Origin of the sequence: Sporanaerobium hydrogeniformans (genome assembly GCF_002735925.1) — a bacterium.
In the GTDB taxonomy this organism is placed as follows: Bacteria; Bacillota; Clostridia; order Lachnospirales; family Cellulosilyticaceae; genus Sporanaerobium; species Sporanaerobium hydrogeniformans.
The window spans coordinates 1-20369 of record NZ_PEDL01000030.1 but is presented as its reverse complement, the minus strand read 5'-3'; the positions used below and the strand labels follow the sequence as shown (position 1 = coordinate 20369).

Annotated in this window: 20 protein-coding genes, 7 tRNA genes and 1 rRNA gene; 6 read left to right on the top strand and 22 right to left on the bottom strand. The window is 33.7% G+C overall.

Going from position 1 to position 20369, the window contains the following annotated elements; translation table 11 throughout:
• Nucleotides 1-10: 10 nt before the first annotated feature.
• The 5 genes from CS063_RS16085 to CS063_RS16065 all read right to left on the bottom strand — a co-directional run bounded on the left by CS063_RS16085 (nucleotide 11) and on the right by CS063_RS16065 (nucleotide 5988).
• Nucleotides 11-1234 carry a DUF4097 family beta strand repeat-containing protein gene (locus CS063_RS16085; protein WP_099450709.1) on the bottom strand — a complete coding sequence of 408 codons (1224 nt, stop codon included), beginning with the start codon at nucleotides 1232-1234 and terminating at the stop codon, nucleotides 11-13.
• 1 nt (nucleotide 1235) lies between these two features.
• On the bottom strand, nucleotides 1236-1943 hold the full coding sequence (locus CS063_RS16080) for a DUF4013 domain-containing protein (protein ID WP_099450708.1): 708 nt from the start codon (nucleotides 1941-1943) through the stop codon (nucleotides 1236-1238).
• Nucleotides 1944-2175: 232 nt separating this feature from the next.
• Nucleotides 2176-4275: a sodium-translocating pyrophosphatase gene (locus tag CS063_RS16075; protein ID WP_099450707.1), complete on the bottom strand. Its 2100-nt coding sequence runs from the start codon at nucleotides 4273-4275 to the stop codon at nucleotides 2176-2178.
• A gap of 296 nt (nucleotides 4276-4571) precedes the next feature.
• A complete protein-coding gene (locus CS063_RS16070) occupies nucleotides 4572-5174 on the bottom strand; it encodes a pentapeptide repeat-containing protein (protein ID WP_099450706.1) in 603 nt (200 codons plus the stop codon).
• Between the two features lie 40 nt (nucleotides 5175-5214).
• Nucleotides 5215-5988, bottom strand: coding sequence for an endonuclease/exonuclease/phosphatase family protein (locus CS063_RS16065; protein WP_099450705.1), 774 nt, complete (start codon nucleotides 5986-5988; stop codon nucleotides 5215-5217).
• Nucleotides 5989-6292: 304 nt separating this feature from the next.
• Here CS063_RS16065 and CS063_RS16060 point away from each other — a divergent pair, with 304 nt between their 5' ends.
• The 6 genes from CS063_RS16060 (at nucleotide 6293) to CS063_RS16035 (ending at nucleotide 11743) form a co-directional block, all read left to right on the top strand.
• Entirely contained in the window at nucleotides 6293-6586 is a 294-nt protein-coding gene (locus CS063_RS16060; RefSeq protein WP_099450704.1) for a hypothetical protein, read from the top strand.
• Between the two features lie 129 nt (nucleotides 6587-6715).
• Nucleotides 6716-8755, top strand: coding sequence for a methyl-accepting chemotaxis protein (locus CS063_RS16055; protein WP_099450703.1), 2040 nt, complete (start codon nucleotides 6716-6718; stop codon nucleotides 8753-8755).
• Nucleotides 8756-8842: 87 nt separating this feature from the next.
• Nucleotides 8843-9265: a hypothetical protein gene (locus tag CS063_RS16050; protein ID WP_099450702.1), complete on the top strand. Its 423-nt coding sequence runs from the start codon at nucleotides 8843-8845 to the stop codon at nucleotides 9263-9265.
• Between the two features lie 112 nt (nucleotides 9266-9377).
• Nucleotides 9378-9788, top strand: coding sequence for a DUF4342 domain-containing protein (locus tag CS063_RS16045; RefSeq protein ID WP_099450701.1), 411 nt, complete (start codon nucleotides 9378-9380; stop codon nucleotides 9786-9788).
• Between the two features lie 88 nt (nucleotides 9789-9876).
• Entirely contained in the window at nucleotides 9877-10563 is a 687-nt protein-coding gene (locus CS063_RS16040; protein WP_099450700.1) for a response regulator transcription factor, read from the top strand.
• The gene (locus tag CS063_RS16035; RefSeq protein WP_099450699.1) at nucleotides 10556-11743 is read left to right on the top strand and encodes a sensor histidine kinase; all 1188 of its coding nucleotides are present in this window, start codon (nucleotides 10556-10558) and stop codon (nucleotides 11741-11743) included. Before CS063_RS16040 ends, CS063_RS16035 begins: the two co-directional genes overlap by 8 nt.
• A gap of 89 nt (nucleotides 11744-11832) precedes the next feature.
• Here the strand turns inward: CS063_RS16035 and rsmI are convergent, their stop codons facing one another.
• The 17 genes from rsmI to CS063_RS15950 form a co-directional block, all read right to left on the bottom strand.
• Complete coding sequence (gene rsmI / locus CS063_RS16030; protein ID WP_099450698.1) at nucleotides 11833-12678, bottom strand: 16S rRNA (cytidine(1402)-2'-O)-methyltransferase; 846 nt, start codon at nucleotides 12676-12678, stop codon at nucleotides 11833-11835.
• A 5-nt stretch (nucleotides 12679-12683) separates the two neighbouring features.
• Entirely contained in the window at nucleotides 12684-13451 is a 768-nt protein-coding gene (locus CS063_RS16025; RefSeq protein WP_180270836.1) for a tRNA1(Val) (adenine(37)-N6)-methyltransferase, read from the bottom strand.
• A complete protein-coding gene (locus CS063_RS16020; RefSeq protein WP_099450697.1) occupies nucleotides 13411-14298 on the bottom strand; it encodes a PSP1 domain-containing protein in 888 nt (295 codons plus the stop codon). The genes CS063_RS16025 and CS063_RS16020 overlap by 41 nt, the downstream gene beginning before the upstream one ends.
• Nucleotides 14295-15284 carry a DNA polymerase III subunit delta' gene (holB, locus tag CS063_RS16015; protein ID WP_180270835.1) on the bottom strand — a complete coding sequence of 330 codons (990 nt, stop codon included), beginning with the start codon at nucleotides 15282-15284 and terminating at the stop codon, nucleotides 14295-14297. Before holB ends, CS063_RS16020 begins: the two co-directional genes overlap by 4 nt.
• 176 nt (nucleotides 15285-15460) lie before the next feature.
• Complete coding sequence (locus CS063_RS16010; RefSeq protein WP_099450695.1) at nucleotides 15461-15907, bottom strand: YaaR family protein; 447 nt, start codon at nucleotides 15905-15907, stop codon at nucleotides 15461-15463.
• A gap of 170 nt (nucleotides 15908-16077) precedes the next feature.
• The gene (locus CS063_RS16005; RefSeq protein WP_099450694.1) at nucleotides 16078-16758 is read right to left on the bottom strand and encodes a dTMP kinase; all 681 of its coding nucleotides are present in this window, start codon (nucleotides 16756-16758) and stop codon (nucleotides 16078-16080) included.
• A gap of 90 nt (nucleotides 16759-16848) precedes the next feature.
• Nucleotides 16849-18264 (bottom strand): aminotransferase class I/II-fold pyridoxal phosphate-dependent enzyme, encoded by a 1416-nt coding sequence (locus tag CS063_RS16000; protein ID WP_099450693.1) that lies wholly within the window; start codon nucleotides 18262-18264, stop codon nucleotides 16849-16851.
• Nucleotides 18265-18414: 150 nt separating this feature from the next.
• The gene (locus CS063_RS15995; RefSeq protein ID WP_099450692.1) at nucleotides 18415-18726 is read right to left on the bottom strand and encodes a hypothetical protein; all 312 of its coding nucleotides are present in this window, start codon (nucleotides 18724-18726) and stop codon (nucleotides 18415-18417) included.
• A gap of 77 nt (nucleotides 18727-18803) precedes the next feature.
• On the bottom strand, nucleotides 18804-19274 hold the full coding sequence (gene greA, locus CS063_RS15990; protein WP_099450691.1) for a transcription elongation factor GreA: 471 nt from the start codon (nucleotides 19272-19274) through the stop codon (nucleotides 18804-18806).
• A gap of 140 nt (nucleotides 19275-19414) precedes the next feature.
• Nucleotides 19415-19487: transfer RNA gene (locus tag CS063_RS15985), tRNA-Lys, on the bottom strand.
• An 8-nt stretch (nucleotides 19488-19495) separates the two neighbouring features.
• Nucleotides 19496-19568 (bottom strand) — tRNA-Phe (locus CS063_RS15980).
• Between the two features lie 5 nt (nucleotides 19569-19573).
• Nucleotides 19574-19650: transfer RNA gene (locus CS063_RS15975), tRNA-Met, on the bottom strand.
• A gap of 17 nt (nucleotides 19651-19667) precedes the next feature.
• Nucleotides 19668-19748, bottom strand: a tRNA-Tyr gene (locus CS063_RS15970).
• A 5-nt stretch (nucleotides 19749-19753) separates the two neighbouring features.
• A tRNA-Thr gene (locus tag CS063_RS15965) sits at nucleotides 19754-19826 on the bottom strand.
• Nucleotides 19827-19833: 7 nt separating this feature from the next.
• A tRNA-Val gene (locus tag CS063_RS15960) sits at nucleotides 19834-19906 on the bottom strand.
• Between the two features lie 37 nt (nucleotides 19907-19943).
• Nucleotides 19944-20017, bottom strand: a tRNA-Asp gene (locus CS063_RS15955).
• Between the two features lie 53 nt (nucleotides 20018-20070).
• Nucleotides 20071-20369, bottom strand: a 23S ribosomal RNA gene (locus CS063_RS15950); the annotation flags it as partial.

The window sequence follows — 20369 nt, the reverse complement described above, 5'->3', positions numbered from 1 at the left end:
TCTCTTCTTTCTATTCTGATGGAGATGCTTTTGTATTCTCACTTGCTTCTTCACTGATATTTTGTCCACTAATATATCCGTTATCTAACACATATAAAGCATTACCTTCTCTTGCCTGAACTAAAATTTTAGTTGATTGATCTCCAAAGGTATACTTTCTTACTTGTTCAGAAGTATATTCTTTTTGAAGCGCAAAGTCACTAAATGGTTCTTGGTTTGGATTAAAGTACTCTCCGCTATAGGTAAGGTCCATCCCTGGTAGATTGCTAGGTAGCATCAAAGTAATTTTATCTAGTTGGCCTAATAAAGAGATTTTCTTAGGAATAACCGTACTATTTACAGTAACACTACCTTGCTCAGTATTTACTAAAATATCTTCAAAGGCTCCTTCTATCTGTGTATCACCGTAATAATTATTAATTGCTATCTTACATAAAGTATCACTCTTTACATCTATTGTACCATGTTCTGTCCCCTGTATATCTACTCGAGTATAGCTTCCTCTTAGCCTAATTTCACCATTATTGGACTGTGTCCATACTTCTGCTGGTGTTTGTGAGTCAATCCATACACTTTGATTGCTGTCACTTATTTCTACTTTCTCATATTGACCTGTTAAATTACTTTTGATATCTCCATTTAATTGAACCTTTGCTGGTGCTTTAGAACGCATAATCAACTTCGCATTTCCCTCTACCTTTACATTTTCATAAGCACCTTCTAATAAGATATTGGTACCATAGGTATTAATTTGAAGATTTTTTACATTAATTGTACTCAAGTTAATATTTGTATTTTGACCGTTATTTATAGAGTAGTGTCCATATTCACTATTAATTTCTAATTTATTAATCGTATCTTGTGGTAAATAAAGTGTACAAAGTGCCTTGTTCTCTTTTACCATAAAACCTATATCCATAAACTTTTCTTGACTTAATGTAATATAAGATGCATCACCCTTTGTTTGTACATCTAATGTATAAGTGGGGGCATCCCCTATAACACTTACAAAACGCTGATTAAACTCTACGTAAGCCTCTCCATCAGTTGGCTTTACCTCTACTGGAATAGCTGAACTTATATAAATATTTTCAAGTGCTGTTTGTATGAGGTCTACTCGTTTGGAATCCTCATATTTTTTCGTATCACTATAATAAACTCGCCCTGCTATAGCTGCACTGCTGATGGTTCCTGCTATAATAATGCTTATTAAAAGTAGTATCCATTTTTTCATCTTATCTTTCCTCCTTTATTTGTTTATTTTGTTTATGCCTATGATAGTACCCTTTTGCTTTATAGATAAACCACCTAATAACAATATAACAAATAAGTGCTCCTAGTAGTCCTGTTGCAACAAGAGTAATGGAGGAGGTAATGGCTAGTAAAATAAGTGTATTCCCTAATACCTGTGCGAAAAAGGCTGCTGAAGCTAAAAGGAATATTCCTCCACCTATAAGCGCTATACTGCCTCCCACACATGCTGCTGCCACACCAAATACCCCTCCTAGCACAATAATAATAAAAGGGAGACACATCAAAAAGATAAGGAGCTTAATACCACCAAATAGCCATTTTCTAAAGCCTCTTTTATTTTTTCTTTCTGATTCATATATATAGGCATTAAAAGAAGTATTGCGTTTTTCTTTTATTTGTTCTTGATTTATTTTTTCCTCAAAAGTTTGATTTTCTCCTTTTTTATACGCAAAACCTTGTGTAACTACTTGTTTAAAAGTTTCCCTAGACTTTTCTTCTAATACCTCATCTTCTAATTGTTCCCCTTCTAAGGCTGCTTCTTGTAATGCTTCCTCTCCTTTTAACTCAGCAGATTGAAACAGTTCTTCTTTTTGAAACTCTTGAAGAGGTGGTAACTCTTCATCTACTATTATTTCATCTGTTTCTATTTCATCCGTTAGGGTATAATCTTCGTATTCTTTTTCGCTCATATCACTCTCTCCTATTCCTTATTTTTCTTATAGTTTTATCCTATACTATAGTTCTTAATATCCCTATCTCTAAAAACTTAAGATTTCTTAAGAAATACTATGTAAAAACGAAAGAATAATGAGAAAGGCTCCGTTCATATACCAAAAGCCCATCAAGTGAGCTTTTTTCTGCTCCCTCAATGGGCTTTTAGTTACCTTTATAAAAATTATTCACCTTATCTATCTTAAAACCTTATAGTATACTCCATGAAAGAATGAAAAGAGCAAAAACAATAGATACCATGGACATAAGTTTGATAAGAATATTGATAGCTGGACCTGCTGTATCTTTAAAGGGATCTCCTACTGTGTCACCTACTACAGCTGCTTTGTGAGCCTCAGAACCTTTACCACCTAGATTACCTTCTTCAATATATTTCTTTGCATTATCCCATGCCCCACCTGAATTGGCCATCATAACTGCTAAGATAAAACCTGTAGTTGTTGCCCCTGCTAAAAGACCCGCTACGCCATTAGGTCCTAAAAGAAGCCCAATAACGAGTGGTGTGGCTACTGCTAAAAGTGCAATTTTAATAAGCTCCTTCTGAGCTGCTCGTGTACAGATATCTACACAAGTTGCATAATCTGGATCTGCCTTACCTTCCATCAGACCAGGTATCTCTTTGAACTGACGCCTTACTTCCATAACAATCTTACCTGCTGCACCACTTACCGAATTCATAGCAAGTGCCGCAAAAACATACGTTGCCATTCCGCCTACAAAAAGACCAATTAATACCTCTGGATTAATAATAGAAAGGTCAAAGGCAAAGTCAATATTGTGCTGTTTCACCAAAAGCTCTACTGAATCTTTGTAAGCTGCAATAAAGGCTAAAGCGGTTAAAGCAGCTGAACCAATGGCAAAACCTTTACCTGTCGCTGCTGTAGTATTCCCTAAGGAGTCTAAAGCATCTGTCCTTTCTCTTACTACGGCTGGTAAGCTTGCCATCTCTGCAATACCACCCGCATTATCGGCTACTGGACCATACGCATCTGTTGCAAGGGTAATACCCAACGTAGAAAGCATACCAACTGCCGAAATAGCAATACCATATAAGCCCATATTAAAATTTTCTATACCACCTGATAGGATATAACTTACAATAACAGATAGTCCTACAATAATAACAGGTAGTGAAGTAGAAAGCATACCAACTGAAAGACCACTTATAATAACGGTTGCTGAACCTGTCTTACAAGAATCTGCTAAATTCTTAGTTGGCTTATATTGACTACTGGTAAAATATTCCGCGAAATAACCAATACCAATTCCTGCTACAAGCCCACTAATAATAGAGAAATAAATCCCTATATGCTCCTTCCCTAAAACATTCACAACTAAGAAATAAGATAAAATAGCTATCAAAATGGCTGAAAAGTAAACACCCCTTCTTAATGCTCCGAGAAGCATTTTTTGAGACGCCTTTTCCCCTGTTTTTACAAAAAAGGTTCCTAAAATAGATGCAACAACACCTATAGCTGCTACTACAAGTGGTATAATAACTCCTTTCATAGAAAGACCTGCGGCCACTGCTAAAGCACAAGAAGATACAATAGAACCTACATAAGATTCATAAAGATCTGCTCCAAGGCCAGCTACATCCCCTACATTATCTCCTACATTGTCTGCTATAACCGCTGGATTTCTAGGATCATCCTCTGGAATACCAATCTCCACCTTACCTACAAGATCAGCTCCTACGTCAGCAGCCTTTGTAAATATTCCTCCTCCTACTCTAGCAAACAAAGCCATAGAAGAAGCCCCCATTCCGAAGGTCAGCATAGACGATGTAATATAAACAATACGTTCTGCTTCTGGAAAAGAACCATAATACCAGTTTAATATGTAATACCAAATACTAAGATCCAAAAGCCCAAAACCAACAACTACAAGCCCCATAACTGCCCCACTTGAAAAAGCTACTCTTAAACCACCATTTAAACTTTTTGTACAAGCATGAGCTGTCCTTGCATTAGCTGAAGTAGCAATCTTCATACCTAAAAAACCACTTAAACCAGAGAAAAATCCACCTGTAATAAAGGCATAGGGTACAAAAACAGATACATATTTAAAGTAGCTAAGAAGTAAAAGAACGAGAAACATGCCTGCAAAGAAAATACCAACTCCTTTGTATTGCCTAACTAAATAAGCTTTTGCTCCTATTCGTATTTTGCCTGCAATATCCCTCATCTTATCTGTACCTTCATCTAACTTTAATACACGTAAACTAAAGTAGATGGCAAAGAATAATGCAAGAGTAGCGCCTATTGGTGCTAAAACAACTAGATTCATTTTTTAACCCTCCTTATATAATTTTTAATATTTTAAATATTCAATTTCAAGTTCATATTACATTTTTTAAGGAGTTTATTCAATGGTTTTATAAAAATCATTTATATATAATTCTAATGCTTATTATAAATATTAGTTATTCTATTTAAAATATACTATTTATCTGCTCTGGTTTTAGTTATAAAATCTAATTTTTTACTAATTAAATTTTATAATACCTAAATTTTATTTATAAATCTTCTCTTGCCTAATTTTTACGCTTAATATAAGAAACCCTTTATTTTAGCTCTTATTGGCTAAAATAAAGGGTCTTGATCTTTGATATTTATCCCTAGCAGCTTACTAAATTCTAAAGCTTGCATACTATTTACTGTTAAACCTCTTAAATCCTCTATCTTAATGTTGATTCCTGTTATATCACAGCTTGCTAAATCAATATTTTTTAAGCGTGTAGCAGCTAAGTCTGCCCTTACCATTTCACATGTTTTGAATACAACCTTCTTAAGCTTACATTGTGCTAAAGAAAAGACATTCATTTTGCAAGTATCAAAAGTTACTTCTTTAAGCTGACTTCCACTTAATATGGCGTAATCTAGATTGGTATCTTCAAATTTTACTTCATTGAAGTGAGCCTCTAAAAACCGTATACCCACTAATCGGCAACTTTTGAAACGAACTTTATGAAGCCTTGCATCTTCTAAAGAAATATTTGATAAATCACAACCTTCAAAGGTTACATCTATTAAGTCTAACTTGCGAAATTCTACTTCTTTAAAAATCACTTGCCTAAAGGTTATACTTTTAAAAACCACATTTCTAGCCTCTTGCCCTTCTATTATTTCTCCCTCAAAGGTGCAATCTTCAAATACCGCTTCATCTTCTATTTTTTCTTTCCACATCTTCTTTCCCCCTCATTTTCTTTTTATGCTTCCTTCTTTGCTAAAGTTCAATGTCTGCAATAATAGGATAGTGATCAGAAGGGTACTTCCCTTCCATATTATCCCTCACAATCCTCACATCTTTTATATTGAAATCATCCGATACAAAAATATAATCAATATGCATTCCCTTTTCCTTCCCTTTAAACATCCCCATAGTGGATTCCTTGTAAAGTTGACTATCCATTTCTTGTACAGCTATAAAGTGTTTATTGCTATATACCCCATTTTTAAAATTTTTAATAAGCTTACTCTCAGGCGTAGCATTAAAATCCCCCATTAAGATGCACGGTAAATCCTCTTGTTTTTGATACTTTTCCATTGCCTGAGCAATTTTCTTAAGGCCATATTCCCGTGCATATGGAAGTAAACAGTCTAAATGTGTATTATAGACCCTTACACAGACACCTGGCTTCACCTCCACAATAGCTGTGGTACAAATCCTTGGAAATAAAGAATACCAAATAGAACTCCCTACTCTATCAGGTGTACTTGAAAGCCAAAAAGTTTCAGGGGCTTGAATGGGGTAATTATGTTTTATAAGCAGATTATTTTTTTCTAAAAATAATTTCTTAGTTCGCCCTTCACCAAAAATTTGATATGCTTCCATATTCTCTTTTATATCTTTTTCCATTTGACCTGTCACTTCTTGTAAACCGATAATATCACATTGATATTTATTAATCACTTTATACACAATTTCTTTTCGTTTTTTCCAACGATTATGAATATCTAAGATATTATCTGATCGTAAGTTAAATGTCATAATTTTCATTTTTTATCTTTCCTATCTTAGTCCTCTTTTAAATTTTTTACTTATAGTATTTTCTCTAAACCGATAGTAAAAATGATTAAAAAGAATCTTTCTATTTTTATAGCATCAAAACAGTCACACTTTTATTATTTCTCTAATAAACTATTTTATTACTTCTTATGTATATTAACTTTCATTTTACATATACTTATATTTACCATTATGCATACTAGGAATATTTACCTCATATCTATAATAGTAGGGGTGTTCGCCTCATAGTATGTCCTACCACTTTATAATATGAACGAATAGAAGGAGGAAGTGTATGGGTATGGAAAAAAAACAAGAACTATTAAACTTTTTACAAACAGAATTATTTAATCCAATTATTAATTCCCCTTATGCTTCAGAGACATTAAAAAATGATTTTAATCACATGCTTTCTACTCTTTCTCTGTTTTCTGCAGAGGGAATACTCGTATATGTATGGAATATGTTAGCCAATGACGAGGTACAGATGATTTTTGATAATCGGCTTTTGGATGAAGGCTTTTCTAATTATCATGATGTTGTGCACACCTTCAAATCCCAATTCACTTATGACTGGCTCCTCTCTTAAATTATTAAATTTTTCTACTTTAATAGTTTATAATTCTACTGTGTTTCCACTAATTGATGTACTTTCCAAACTCCTATCAATATAATTAAAAGTATACAAATACTTGCTTTATATTGGAGGAGTTTAACTATGAACAAAAAAAAATTTTCCCTTTTTATTCAAGTAACTTCCATTCTTCTTATAATTAGCATTCTCCCACCCACTCTTTTAATCGGTCTTATGACTACCACTACTACGAATGTTATGCAAGATTCAGTAGGTGCCTATTCTCAAAAGCTCATGGATCAACTCAACTATACTATTGATTATTCGAATACAGCAGTTAATACTTCTATTGACCAAATTTTATCTAGTTCTAATATTATCAATTTTGCTAACTCTATTCATGCTGCATCTCCTTCACAGAAAACACTTCTTGGAAATGAAATGGATAAAAAGATGTTCTCACTCCTTGGACAAGACCAATTTATTAACGGCATCTATTTTATTTCTAATAATACTTTACAATATAACATTAATTCTACTAAAAATATCACTCCTAATCTTAGAAATCTCAAACCTTATTTTTCTTCTTCTGAATTTTATGATTCTACTTATTATGAGTCCATTAAAAATGTTCCCTTTGATCAAAATACTTGGCTTTACATAGATCAACCTAGTATAGCTGGTGTTTACGTTATACGTCCTATTAGTGGAGTCATTACTTCTTATATTGTATTTGCTATTAATGGAACCTATTATGATGAAGTTCTTAAAGTAACAAGTATTCATGATGAGATTTCTATTGTTCTATTAGATGATCAAAGACAAGTTGTCTTTAGTGATAAAGAGCTTCCTGATAAAGCACTTTTTTCTAATGAACATCAAGAGAGCTTAGATTATATTAGGGAAAGTGAAGCTCCTTCTGGCACTTTTATTAAAAACAATAACTTAATTAGTTATGCACGCTGTACCAATGGTTGGATAGCTTTTATTGATGCTCCTCTTAAAGTCCTTATGAAGGATCTTTATTCTATGCTATCCTTTACTCTTATTATTTCTATTTTGTTTGTTGTTATCCTTTTGATTTTTTCTATAGGATTTGTTAAGTCTATCTCTAAGCCTATTGTTCGTATTTGTAATTATATGGGTGAAGTAAGTAAAGGTCGATTAGATTTCCCTGAAATCTCACGTATCAAAATACCTAATAAAGAAATACAACTCCTTATTAATGGTTTTACCAACATGACAGATACCCTTAAACATTTAATCAATAACGCCAAGTCTATGACCACCTCAGTAGAAGAAAGTACGAAAGCTCTTACTCACAGTGCAGAAAGTACCCTTATCTCTTCACAGGATGTAGAAACAGCCATTCAAAATATAACAATTGGCGCTCAAGAGCAAAATGCTCAAGTACAAGAAGCTACCTCCTTAATTACTCAGCTTTCTTCTAATATCAATACGATTTCTTCTATGATCCATACTGTCTACTTAGCATCCGAAGCAACTATCTCTATGAGTAAAAAAACTAAAGGTGAACTCCTTACTCTCGTAGATAGCGCCAACCATACCATTGATATAAGTCATAACGTTAATGACCATATATTAGATCTAGGTAATGAAGTTAATAATATTCGCAAAATATTAGATATTGTAACAGGTATCAACGACCAAACCTCCCTACTTTCTCTTAATGCTGCTATAGAAGCTGCAAGGGCAGGTGCAAATGGTAAAGGCTTTGCCGTAGTTTCTGATGAAATTCGTAAACTCTCTTATCAAACTCAAGATGCTATTGATACGATTGCTAGAACTTTAGATATTATCTACACCAAGAAAGATATCACTATAGTAGGTATGGAAAAAACTATTTCTTCTGTCAATAGCCAGCTTCCTATTGCTCTAACTGCTACTGAAACCTTTAATACTATTATGGTAAAGATGGAAGAAGTCGCTTCTGATATGCAAAAAGTTACTAAACTCCTTGAAACTATTGTTAAGGAAAAGGATTTGGCTATGCAAGCAATTCATGATATTTCGCTTGTCATTGAACAGGCTGTAAGTATCACAGAAGAAGTTTCTGCTGAAAGCGTCACCCAAACTCAAGCCGCAAATACAATTAGTCAAATGTCTCAAGAATTAGCTACTCGTATTCAGGACCTTAAAAAGACCTATTCTAAATTTAAATAGGCACTTAATCTCTTATTGATAGTCTTCCCTTAATTGGATATAATAACTTTATAAAATCCACTACAAAAGATAGGAGTCTATTATTTGATGAGACGTTATGCTAGATTATCTGAAATACGTACAGAGGAGTTGCAACATATTTTAAACTACCTCTTTACACTTTGTGATAAAGTAAATATTTATTTTCCTAATACATGTTCTACCGAAGTCGCTACTTTTAAAGAAAAGTTTTTAGCAGCTACCCATATTGCTTATAACCTTCATGAGCTTTCTTCACTTGAGGAAGCACTTGAAGAAAAAGAAGGTTTCTCTATGATTATTGCTTCTCTTACAGAGGAGGTCAAAGCTCTCCTACTTGGTATGAAGCCTAATCTACATCTTGATCTTGGCCTTATTTCCGGTGAAAAGGTTCTCTTTTACTGGAGTGATGAAGATGAATGTGTCATTGAAACAGATGAAGATTCTGATGTGTTTGACTTACCACTTTTTAATCAGTTTAAGCACATCTAATATGTTTTTATTTCTTTTCTAATCTAATTCTAATCATCTACTTATATCCTTCTAATATCTATCTCTTATACTCATACTATTCAATAAAGTAATTTAAAAGGAGATAGATATTATGGGAACAATCACTATTGAACAAATTGATTTAATTATGGCAAGAGCTCATGTCACTTATGCAGAGGCAAAAGAAGCTTTAGAAAAGAGTGATGGCGATGTAGTCGAAGCCCTTCTTTATCTTGAAAAAACAGCAAAGCTTAAGAGTGCTCCTCAGCCAGAGCCTACACCTAGTCAAAAGGTTACTTCTTTCATCGATAAGCTCAATGCAACACGTTTTATTCTGAGCAAAAAGGGGCATACCTATGTAAATGTACCTCTTTCTATTGCACTTATTCTTATTATTTGTACCCTTTATATTTCACTTATTACCTTGCTTATTGCAATTGTGTTTGGTGTGAAAATCCAGGTGAAGGGTGATAATGATATTGCTGAAAAAATTAACTCAACCATTGATAACATTTCAAAGTAAAGTTTAAAGGACTGGCCTAACAGTCCTCTTTTTTATGTTATAATAAACTCAAATTCTTTTTCTCTACCCATCTTATTGAGGAGGTCCTATGAATCAATCTATTCTAATTATTGAAGATGAAGTAAAGATAGCGCGTTTTTTACAACTTGAACTGCAACATGAAGGTTATACAGTGGATATTTCTCATGATGGTCGTGAAGGTTTAAGTAAAGCTTTACAACACAACTATCATCTCATTATCTTAGATGTTATGCTTCCTTCTTTAAATGGTATGGAAGTTCTAAGACGTATTCGTCAAGTATCTGATATGCCAGTTATTATGCTAACAGCTAAAGATGATGTTATGGATAAAGTAATGGGACTTGATTTAGGTGCACAAGATTACATGACTAAGCCTTTTGCTATTGAGGAACTTCTAGCTCGTATCCGTGTGGTTTTCAAACTCAAAAGTGCATCTTCTTCAGCTCTTACCTCTTCTTCTCTTACTTGTGGGAAACTACATATCTGCCCAGAAAAGTTTGAGGTTAGTTATGATCATATACCTATTCTACTTACCAAAAGAGAGTTTGAGCTTCTCCATTACCTCATGCTTAATAAAAATATAGTTCTTAGCCGTGAGCATATTTTAGAAAAAGTTTGGGGATATGATTATAGTGGAGATACCAATGTAGTGGATGTCTACATTCGCTACTTAAGAAGTAAAATTGACCAAGTATTTGAGGTTAAAATCATCCATACAGTTAGGGGAATGGGGTATCAAATAAAAGATGTTTAATGCATTAAAAAAAATATTTCGAGTTCTTTTCTTTGGAGTTACATTTATCTTTCGTGCAACCTTTGCACTTTTAAATTACATTATCCTTAGTATAAGTATGTTTATTGGTTTTATCTTTAAAAAAATACGTTTTTCTATTACCTTTAAACTAAATTTTATTTATGGGCTACTTTATGTTGCTCTTTTTTCTTTAACCCTTGCATTTGGTATCCCTATTTTTATATATTATTTAAAAAATCCTACCCTTTCACCTTTTTCACCTGGGCAAACTTTTTTCGTTGTTATGATTATTTTACTTTTTATTTCACTTAGCCTTTTCTTATCTTTTGGAAAAGTATTAGTTACTAAAATGTTTGAACCTTTAAAGGATATGACGAACACAGTTCAAAGGATTAGTGGAAATGAACTGAAAGGACGCTTAGATACAACAGGAGCTAAGGATGAACTCAAAGACCTTGCCCTCACCTTTAATGCCATGATGGACAGGTTAGAGGTTTTTGTAGAGCAGCAACAACATTTTGTTTCAGATGCTTCTCACGAGCTACGTACTCCCATTGCTGTTATTCAAGGATATGTAGATATGCTCGATAGGTGGGGTACTGAAAATCCCGATGTATTAATTGAAAGCATACAGTCTATTAAAGATGAAGCAGCTAGTATGAAGATTCTTGTTGAAAAACTCCTCTTCTTAGCACGTAGTGACAAGAAGACCTTAAAGGTTGAAAAAACGGATATAAATCTTTCTAAACTCGCTCTTCAAACCCTTAAAGAAATCCAATTTATTGATGATGAACATGAGTTTATCGCACGTATAGAACCTGATATTACTATTCATGGTGATTGTCATTTGATTAAAGAACTTTTACGTATCCTCATCGATAATGCAATTAAATACACCCCTGAGGGAGGAAAGATTACTCTTTCGTGTGTACAAACCTTTAAGGCAATCACTGTCTCAGTAAAAGATACAGGTATCGGTATCGCTAGTGAACACCTTCATTCTATATTTGAACGTTTTTACAGAGCGGATGAAGCCCGTACTAAAAATACTGGTGGAACAGGGTTAGGCCTGGCTATTGCTAAACAAATTTGTGACACCCATGAATCTCAAATTTTTGCTAATAGTATTTTAGGTGAAGGCAGTGAGTTTATTGTCTTTTTTAATAACCCTATTAAATAATAGTATAGTATATAAAGATAGCACCTATTACCTTCAAATGAAGATAATAGGTGCTATCTTTAGCCTATTTAATGACAACTGATTTTGTATTATTTGTGCAAGTAGGCATAAATTTCTCGTTTACCTACTCCCCTATCTTTAGCTACTACTTTCATGGCAGACTTTTCATCCATGCCTTGATTAAGATAGTGCTGCATATGCTCTTCAATGGATAAACTAGTCCATTCCTGTTTCGCTTCCTCTTGTAATTCCTTGAAGTCCTTGCCTTGTATAACAAGCACATATTCACCTCGAGGCTCTTCTTCTTCATAGCGTGCAAGTGCACCTTCTATTGTCGTTTTAAAAGCCATTTCATGCTTCTTAGTCAGTTCCTTAGTAATTGTTATCCCTCTATCCCCTAAAGCTTCATATAAGCTTTTTAAAGTCTTTATAAGACGATGGGGGGCTTCATACATAATGATAGTACGCGTTTCTTCTTTAAGACGTTCCAAAACCTCTAGCTTTTCTTTTTTATTAGAAGGTAAAAAACCCTCAAATACAAAACGCCTTGTAGATTGTCCGGAAATAATAAGGGCAGTAATGCCAGCAACTGCTCCAGGTGCTGAGGTAACTGTTATACTTTCTTCTATGGCTAATCTCACTAAATCTTCACCCGGATCAGAGATACCCGGCGTACCAGCATCTGTCACTAATACAATATTTTTTCCTTCTTTTAAAAGACTGATAAGCTCCAGTCCCTTTTCCATTTTATTATGTTCATGATAACTAATCAGCTTTGTGTGAATTTCAAAGTGATTAAGAAGTTTCTTGGTATGTCTTGTGTCTTCTGCAGCAATAAAGTCTGCTTCTTTTAATAAACGTACCCCTCGATAGGTCATATCCTCTAAATTGCCAATAGGCGTTGCACATAAGGTTAAAACACCATACTCACTCATTTGTTTTACTCCTTCTTTTCCTTGCCATATATCTCATATATTTCATCTGTATAAGAACCATCCTCATTATAAACAATAAGTGGTGGCTGTACTCGCATCTCTGGTTTAGCATTTTTAACAGCTTCAATTAAAACCATATTGGGTTCACGATTTTTTTTAGGATGAATAAATCTCAATCTTTTAGGCTCTAAATTATACTTCTTCATAGTCATTAGTATTTCTACTAAACGTAAAGGTCTATGAATCATACAGAGCTTCCCACTATATTTTAACATATCACTACTTGCATTAATGATATCCTCTAGTGTACAAGCAATCTCATGTCTTGCTAGGTTTTTAGAAGGATGTTCATTCTTAAGTCCAATATCCCCTTTCATATAAGGAGGATTTGTCGTAATTATATCAAACTCACAAGACTTAAAGTAATCCTTGTAATTCCTAATATCTACATGAAGCATCCGTACACTGCCCTCTATACCATTTAGCTTAACAGAACGATTAGCCATTTCAACCATCTCTTCTTGAATATCAATCCCTGTATAATTCCCTTTTTGATAATTGGCATGCATCACGATAGGAATAATACCTGTCCCTGTTCCTATATCTAATACCTTTTGCTTATCACTACTTATCTTCGCAAAATGTGCTAATAAGATAGCATCAATCCCGAAGCAAAATACTTCGGGATTTTGTATTAACAGGTATCCATTTCTTTCTAAATCATCAACTCTCTCATTCGAGCGAACTAAAGTCAAATCCTTTATATTCGTCATCTAAGCTCTCCTCACGACAACATTTCTTCTTTCTACCCATAATCTTAATATCCTTACTTGAATAAATAAGGGCTTCTTTTTCATCTTTATCTTTTTTCTTAACTGCTACTTTGATTTGCTCTCTTAATAGATTAACAGATAATACCTCCCCTTTACCTTCAGGAGTTATAACTGTATCTCCAACCTCTGGTAGACGATCTTTAATTTCTACATAACAATCTTGTTCATATTTTAAACAACACATAAGTCGCCCACAAATCCCAGATATCTTAATAGGATTAAGTGAAAGACTTTGTTCCTTTGCCATTTTAATAGATACAGGTTGGAAATCCCCTAAGAAAGTATTGCAGCATAAGTTGCGTCCACAAATCCCCATTCCCCCACACATTTTCGTTTCATCTCTTACACCAATTTGTCTAAGTTCAATACGGGTTTTGAAAATGGATGCCAATTCTTTAACAAGTTCTCTAAAGTCCACACGTTCATAAGAAGTAAAGTAGAAAAGAACTTTATTATTATCAAAGGTGTACTCTACATCAATAAGTTTCATATCTAAGCCATGTTTGATAATTTTCTCTTTACAAATAGCAAAGGCTTCTTTTTCTTTTTCTTTATTTTGTTCATAAATTGCATCATCTTCTTTAGAAGCGGGACGAATAACCTTTTTAAGAGGCTGAATGACCTCTTTATCATTTATTTGTTTATTTGCAATCACAACCTCGCCATATTCTATGCCTCTGGCAGTTTCTACTATAGCATGTTGCCCTTGTTCATATTGGATATCTTCAGGATCGAAGTAATATATCTTACCAGCCCGCCTAAAGCGTATGCCTATAACTGTTATCATTTTTTCCTCTCCTTTAACCTGAGTAATAAGTTCTCTATAACAAACGTACTATATATATTTTGTCTCATATCTGCTAATGCCTTTATAATACAGTCAATATTTTGACTAACTTTATTATACGTTAATTTATAAGCTATGTCCAACAACTGTTGCTGGTAATCGCTATAATACAAATCACCTATTCCTACAGCCTTAATAATAGCAATATCTCGATACCAAAGTAACCAGTGTTCTAAAATCTTTTCTATCTCTTCCTTTTGTTCAGTAATTTCTTTTACTAAGTCATAGACACCTATTAAATCTGCTTTATCTAAACGTTGTAGGTAGTTAACAGCTTGGTCACGTAATTCAAAGAAACTCTCATCTTTTAAAATGTCTTTAACCTTTCCTATGCTTCCTTCTGATAATTTTTTAAGTACCTCTCGTTTACTTTCACTAATTGGCTCATCGATTAAATAGGTATCTAGTTGCTTTTTAGTAAGTGGATTAAAACGTACCATAATACAACGTGATTTTATAGTAGGTAGCATTCTAGATGCATTTTCACATACTAAAATAATAATACCATAACTTGGAGGCTCCTCTATGGTTTTTAACATAGCATTTTGACCTTCTATAGTAATGGTATCTGCTGCCTTTACAATAACTACCTTGTAGTCGGATTGATAGGGCTTAATATCCATTTCTTTTACCATATTATTTCTAATTGTTTCTATCTTTGTTACCTTTGTATCCTTTTCAATAGAAATAAGGTCTGGGTGCGTTCCTGCATGAGTCATATAGCAGGACTTACAAGAGTTACAGGGCTTATTCCCTTCTTTTGCCTCACATAAAATATATTTAGCCAATGCTAAGGCAAAAGTATTCTTTCCAACTCCATAAGGCCCCTCAAATATATAGCTATGGGATAATTTATTCTTTTTAATTACTTTTGTAAAATAAGCTTTTACATCTTCATTCCCTCTAATATGTTGAAATGCTTCCATTTTATCTCCTTTTCTTTTTCTAGTAATACTGGGACATTTATCCATACTATTTTTATGTCTTACTCATTCAATAAGAAAAGAGACTGCTACAAATTGCCTCGCCTTAACTACTAGTAAACTCTTCTTAAGCACCTTTACTAGCTAGTGTAGGTCAAGATATTTTGCAACAGCCTCTCTTAGGTAATTATGTCTAGAAGTAATCCTTGTACTTCTCCTATACGATCCAAGATATCCATTTGATTTTTCTCTGATTTAAGAAGCTCCTGGGCAAGTTCATCTAATTTTTCATTTACTACACGAACAATACCATATACCCTATGTCTCCCACGGCGGTCTAAAAAGTTTTCTCTTGAAAACTTATGAGAATTAACAACAACTTCATTCATAAAGTTAGAAATAAGGCCACGATAAACTTTTAAATCTCTAATATCCATGTGCTCTGCTATCTTAGATCCTTGCTGAGTAATCTTCTCTACCATTTCTTTAAGACGGTCTTGAAGTTCATTTTCTTCTATTTGTCCTAGTAAAGTAAACTTAAAACCTTTATCTATCTTAACTTCACTTGTTCCCGGTAATTCTTTTAATGTAGGCATCTTAACATTACTAATTTGAATATTTGCCATGTCTCCGCTCCCCTAATTTATTTCTTATAATAGGCCGCTTATCTTACCTTCATTTTAAGTTATTCTAAATGGCATTGCAATATTAAAGTCATTTCTATTGCCTATTATTCTTTTCGCTCTATTTAGTATATCGACATTTCTTTTAAATTTTATACACCTCCTACTACTAACTATTTTAAAACTTCTATTACCTTACTATAAATTTCCTCATGAATATCCTCTATCTCCCTTAATTTACTATCCCGTGTACACCTAATCTTTTGCCATCCATACTTACTAGCTACTTCTAAAGCATTTTTATACGACTGAATAAGGTAATCTATATTACTCTCATGAATATCCTTTTGCTTTTCTCCTGTAAATTTATTTTCCCTATTTTTCATAAGCTCCACACTATAATCAATCGGTACATCTAGAAATATAACACAGTTGGGTATAGGAAGCTTGTACATTTCAAACTCATATTGCCATAACCAATTTAAAAATTTTTCTCTTTCCAATACATTATTTAATTTACATGCTTGGTGTACCATATTAGAGGTAGTATATCTATCTGCTAATATAATCCCACCTTCTTTATAAAAGCTTTCCCACTCCGTCTTATAAGAAGCATAACGATCTGCAGCAAAAAAAGTGGATGCTATATAAGCATCTACATCCTCTGCATTCTTTCCAAATTTTCCACTTAAATACATTTTTACTAAGGCAGATGACTCTGATGTATAATTAGGATATTCTACTTTTTTTACCCTATAGCCTTCTGTTAAAAGGCGTTCATATAATTTTTTTGTTTGTGTTGCTTTTCCACTTGCATCAGAACCACTCTCTATTGTAATAAGTCTTCCTTTCATGGGTACCTCCTGCTTTAACTTTATATATAAATTATTTTAATTTGCTTATTTATTCTCTAATTTTTAACTGTGCATTTTACATCTTTGTCCTTATATATTCTCTTTAACTTTTAATACCTCTAAATAAAGTACCTTATTTTCTTTTTTTATGCCCTGCAATTTATCCTGTAGTTTTTCTATATACATAATATTCCTAAAATTTATCGTTTCTCCAAGGCATATAATAGGTACTCCTGGTGGATAAAGCATAATATGGCGTGCTATTTTTTTCCCTTCACAACTCCCTAATTGACACCATTCTTTATCTGCATAAAAAACATCTCTTGGACTCATCCCCTCAACTATGTTCATACCTAAAAAATCATTATTTGTAGTTATAATAGGTGATTTTACTAATGACCCATCTATTTCAAAAAGGGATTCTTTTAATAAACCTAAAGTTTGTTTATCATCCGCTAAAGTAGTCATTAAAATAACATACGTACTTAATGCTGCTTCTACTACTATATTATATTTTTGATCAAGCCAGTCCGCTAACTGATAGCCATCTATATTGGTGCCTCTAGTAGAAATAATTATTTTACTTCTATCATACCTTTCTAAATAGAATTCAATTAGTTTAAGGTGTGAAAGTTTCTTTAAATCTCCTCTCATAGAAATAAGTTCTTCTATATAGCCTTTATCAATTTCTTCTTTATGCTCTATGAGGTATCCTCTCATATAATCTATTATCCCCATTAACATATAGGAAGGGCTACTTGTTTGAATCATGCGAAGTACTGTTATTACTTTAGAATAAGACACTCTATCTGAACAAATATGGAGCAATGCACTTTGGGTTAAAGTAGGTAATGTCTTATGTAAACTATTAATTACTAAATCTGCTCCTTTTCTTATACTACTTATAGGAAATTTTTCTCCTAGTATAAAATGTGCCCCATGAGCTTCATCAACTATAAGTATTTTATCTTTTTTGTGAAGATAATTAGCTATACTTTCAATATCTGATACTATTCCTTCATAAGTAGGACTTACAATAATAGCTGCTTTTATGTCAGGATACCTTTCAATAGCCGCCTGTATATCCTGCAGAGCAACCTCTCCTAGTAAATCTTCCTCCGCTTCATATTTAGGATTAATATAAATAGGTATTGCACCAGCATGTATAAGAGCACTCCATACACTGTGATGACTATTTCGTGCTACAAGTATCTTATCACCAGGATTACATACAGCTAAAATACTTGCTAAAATTCCTGCTGTAGAACCATTAGTTAAAAATATTGTCTCTTTAGCACCATAAAAGTCTGCCATTAGCCTACTTGCTTCTTTAATAATAGCTTCAGCTGCATATAAATTATCTAATCCCTTAACTTCTGTATTGTCTAAATAAGATAAATTTAACTTACTTAAGTCCGCTGCCTTTCCAAATTTATGCCCAGGCATATGAAAAGGTATTTTTTCATTTCTATAATTTAATAATTTATTATACAAGGGTGTATTCACTTCTTAAACCTCTTAACTGTTTTCTTATGATTTTATACTCTTAAGTTTACATGAATCTCCTTCTTTATTCAAATAAAATAATAAAACCTAGCAACAAAGTAGGTGTTAATGTCTTAAATCCTTCACCTTATTTTGCTGCTAGGTTCGTTTTTAATCCTCTATTGAAGATAACAAAATAGTTTTTGCTGTATCATAAAAGTTATTAACTAAATTTTCACTGTTAAATCTTTGGTATTCACACAACTTATCAAATTCTCTATCTAATATTTCCCTACTTTCTTCAAAAATACCTTGATCTATACACTGCGTACTATACTGTTTAATAAGTTCCTTATAATTATCTGGATCCCTTTTAAAGGCACGCATGTCTATACCTTTAGCATTAATAAATTGTGTAAGTCTTTCTATTTGTTTAGCTGAATCTTGAGCTCTTCTAAGTACATTAAAATCTATTTGTTGCATGTCCTAATATCCCCCTATTTCTGAATTTATTTTATTATATTCTTAATATTAGGACATTATACTTCGTTTAAAATGATTTACTTTTTTGTAGATATCTTATTTATTCTAACCGTATATTCTCCATCAGGGGAATTTACTTTTACTTCATCTCCTACTTTCTTTTTGTAAATTTCCTTTCCTAATGGAGATTCTATGCTTATTTTATTATTAAGTGCATCTGTCTCCATAGTTGTTACTATTTTATAATCTACTTCAAAATCATCTTCTATAAAGTAAATAGTAACATCCTTACCTAATCCCACTTCTTCAGCTGAAGTTGTATCGTTTATGATGGTAGCTGTCTTAATCATACGTTCTAAATATTTAATACGGCCCTCATTTCTCCCCCTTTCTCTTTTAGCTGCTTTATATTCGTAATTTTCACTTAAGTCTCCATGAGCTCTTGCTTCTTTAACATCTTCATTGCATTTCTTACGTACAACCACTTTTCGGTACTCTATTTCATCTTTCATTTTTTTAATATCTTGTTCTGTAAGATAATTATTCACATCAATCTCTCCTACTCTTCTCTCCATTAAATTAATATCTTCATTATAGACTTTTATTTATTGTTTATCTAGTTTACTTTTTTAATTATAAAAAAAAGCCCTACATCTAATAGTTATATTAGACATAGGACTTTTAAATATGAGCCACCCGGGAATCGAACCCGGGACAACTTGATTAAAAGTCAAGTGCTCTACCGACTGAGCTAGTGACCCATACAAAATGCCCAGAGCCGGAATCGAACCAGCGACACGAGGATTTTCAGTCCTCTGCTCTACCGACTGAGCTATCTGGGCATAAATGGTTGCGGAGACAGGATTTGAACCTATGACCTTCGGGTTATGAGCCCGACGAGCTACCTAGCTGCTCCACTCCGCGATATTAAATTTAAATGATGGAGGGAGAAGGATTCGAACCTTCGAAGCTATCGCAACAGATTTACAGTCTGCCCCCTTTGGCCGCTCGGGAATCCCTCCATATAAGCCGACGATCGGACTCGAACCGATAACCTGCTGATTACAAGTCAGCTGCTCTGCCAATTGAGCCACGTCGGCGTATAAATGGTCGCTATAGGGCTCGAACCTATGACCCCCTGCTTGTAAGGCAGGTGCTCTCCCAGCTGAGCTAAGCGACCATATTTTTAAATTTTTAAGTTAATTACTTAACTTAAACGACCCAGAAGGGACTCGAACCCTCGACCTCCGCCGTGACAGGGCGGCGTGCTAACCAACTGTACCACTGGGCCATTTGAAAGTTTGTACTTCCAAAACTAAACACAATCTTTTAACCTTTTATTGTTAGGTCAAACCCTCGAACCGTTAGTACTTAGTACCTACATGCATTACTGCACTTACAGCCTAAGCCTATCTACCTCATAGTCTCTAAGGGGTCTTACTCCATTTCTGGATGGGAAGTCTTATCTTGAGGGGGGCTTCACGCTTAGATGCCTTCAGCGTTTATCCCTTCCAGACTTGGCTTCTCTGCTATGCCTTTGGCAAGACAACAGATGCACCAGTGGTCCGTTCATCCCGGTCCTCTCGTACTAAGGACAACTCCTCTCAAACTTCCTGCGCCCACGACGGATAGGGACCGAACTG

Coding starts and splice junctions, on each gene's coding strand:
- CS063_RS16085 (WP_099450709.1), bottom strand. CDS start 1,234: ATGAAAAAATGGATACTACTTTTAATAAGCATTATTATAGCAGGAACC.
- CS063_RS16080 (WP_099450708.1), bottom strand. CDS start 1,943: ATGAGCGAAAAAGAATACGAAGATTATACCCTAACGGATGAAATAGAA.
- CS063_RS16075 (WP_099450707.1), bottom strand. CDS start 4,275: ATGAATCTAGTTGTTTTAGCACCAATAGGCGCTACTCTTGCATTATTC.
- CS063_RS16070 (WP_099450706.1), bottom strand. CDS start 5,174: ATGTGGAAAGAAAAAATAGAAGATGAAGCGGTATTTGAAGATTGCACC.
- CS063_RS16065 (WP_099450705.1), bottom strand. CDS start 5,988: ATGAAAATTATGACATTTAACTTACGATCAGATAATATCTTAGATATT.
- CS063_RS16060 (WP_099450704.1), top strand. CDS start 6,293: ATGGGTATGGAAAAAAAACAAGAACTATTAAACTTTTTACAAACAGAA.
- CS063_RS16055 (WP_099450703.1), top strand. CDS start 6,716: ATGAACAAAAAAAAATTTTCCCTTTTTATTCAAGTAACTTCCATTCTT.
- CS063_RS16050 (WP_099450702.1), top strand. CDS start 8,843: ATGAGACGTTATGCTAGATTATCTGAAATACGTACAGAGGAGTTGCAA.
- CS063_RS16045 (WP_099450701.1), top strand. CDS start 9,378: ATGGGAACAATCACTATTGAACAAATTGATTTAATTATGGCAAGAGCT.
- CS063_RS16040 (WP_099450700.1), top strand. CDS start 9,877: ATGAATCAATCTATTCTAATTATTGAAGATGAAGTAAAGATAGCGCGT.
- CS063_RS16035 (WP_099450699.1), top strand. CDS start 10,556: ATGTTTAATGCATTAAAAAAAATATTTCGAGTTCTTTTCTTTGGAGTT.
- rsmI (WP_099450698.1), bottom strand. CDS start 12,678: ATGAGTGAGTATGGTGTTTTAACCTTATGTGCAACGCCTATTGGCAAT.
- CS063_RS16025 (WP_180270836.1), bottom strand. CDS start 13,451: ATGACGAATATAAAGGATTTGACTTTAGTTCGCTCGAATGAGAGAGTT.
- CS063_RS16020 (WP_099450697.1), bottom strand. CDS start 14,298: ATGATAACAGTTATAGGCATACGCTTTAGGCGGGCTGGTAAGATATAT.
- holB (WP_180270835.1), bottom strand. CDS start 15,284: ATGGAAGCATTTCAACATATTAGAGGGAATGAAGATGTAAAAGCTTAT.
- CS063_RS16010 (WP_099450695.1), bottom strand. CDS start 15,907: ATGGCAAATATTCAAATTAGTAATGTTAAGATGCCTACATTAAAAGAA.
- CS063_RS16005 (WP_099450694.1), bottom strand. CDS start 16,758: ATGAAAGGAAGACTTATTACAATAGAGAGTGGTTCTGATGCAAGTGGA.
- CS063_RS15995 (WP_099450692.1), bottom strand. CDS start 18,726: ATGCAACAAATAGATTTTAATGTACTTAGAAGAGCTCAAGATTCAGCT.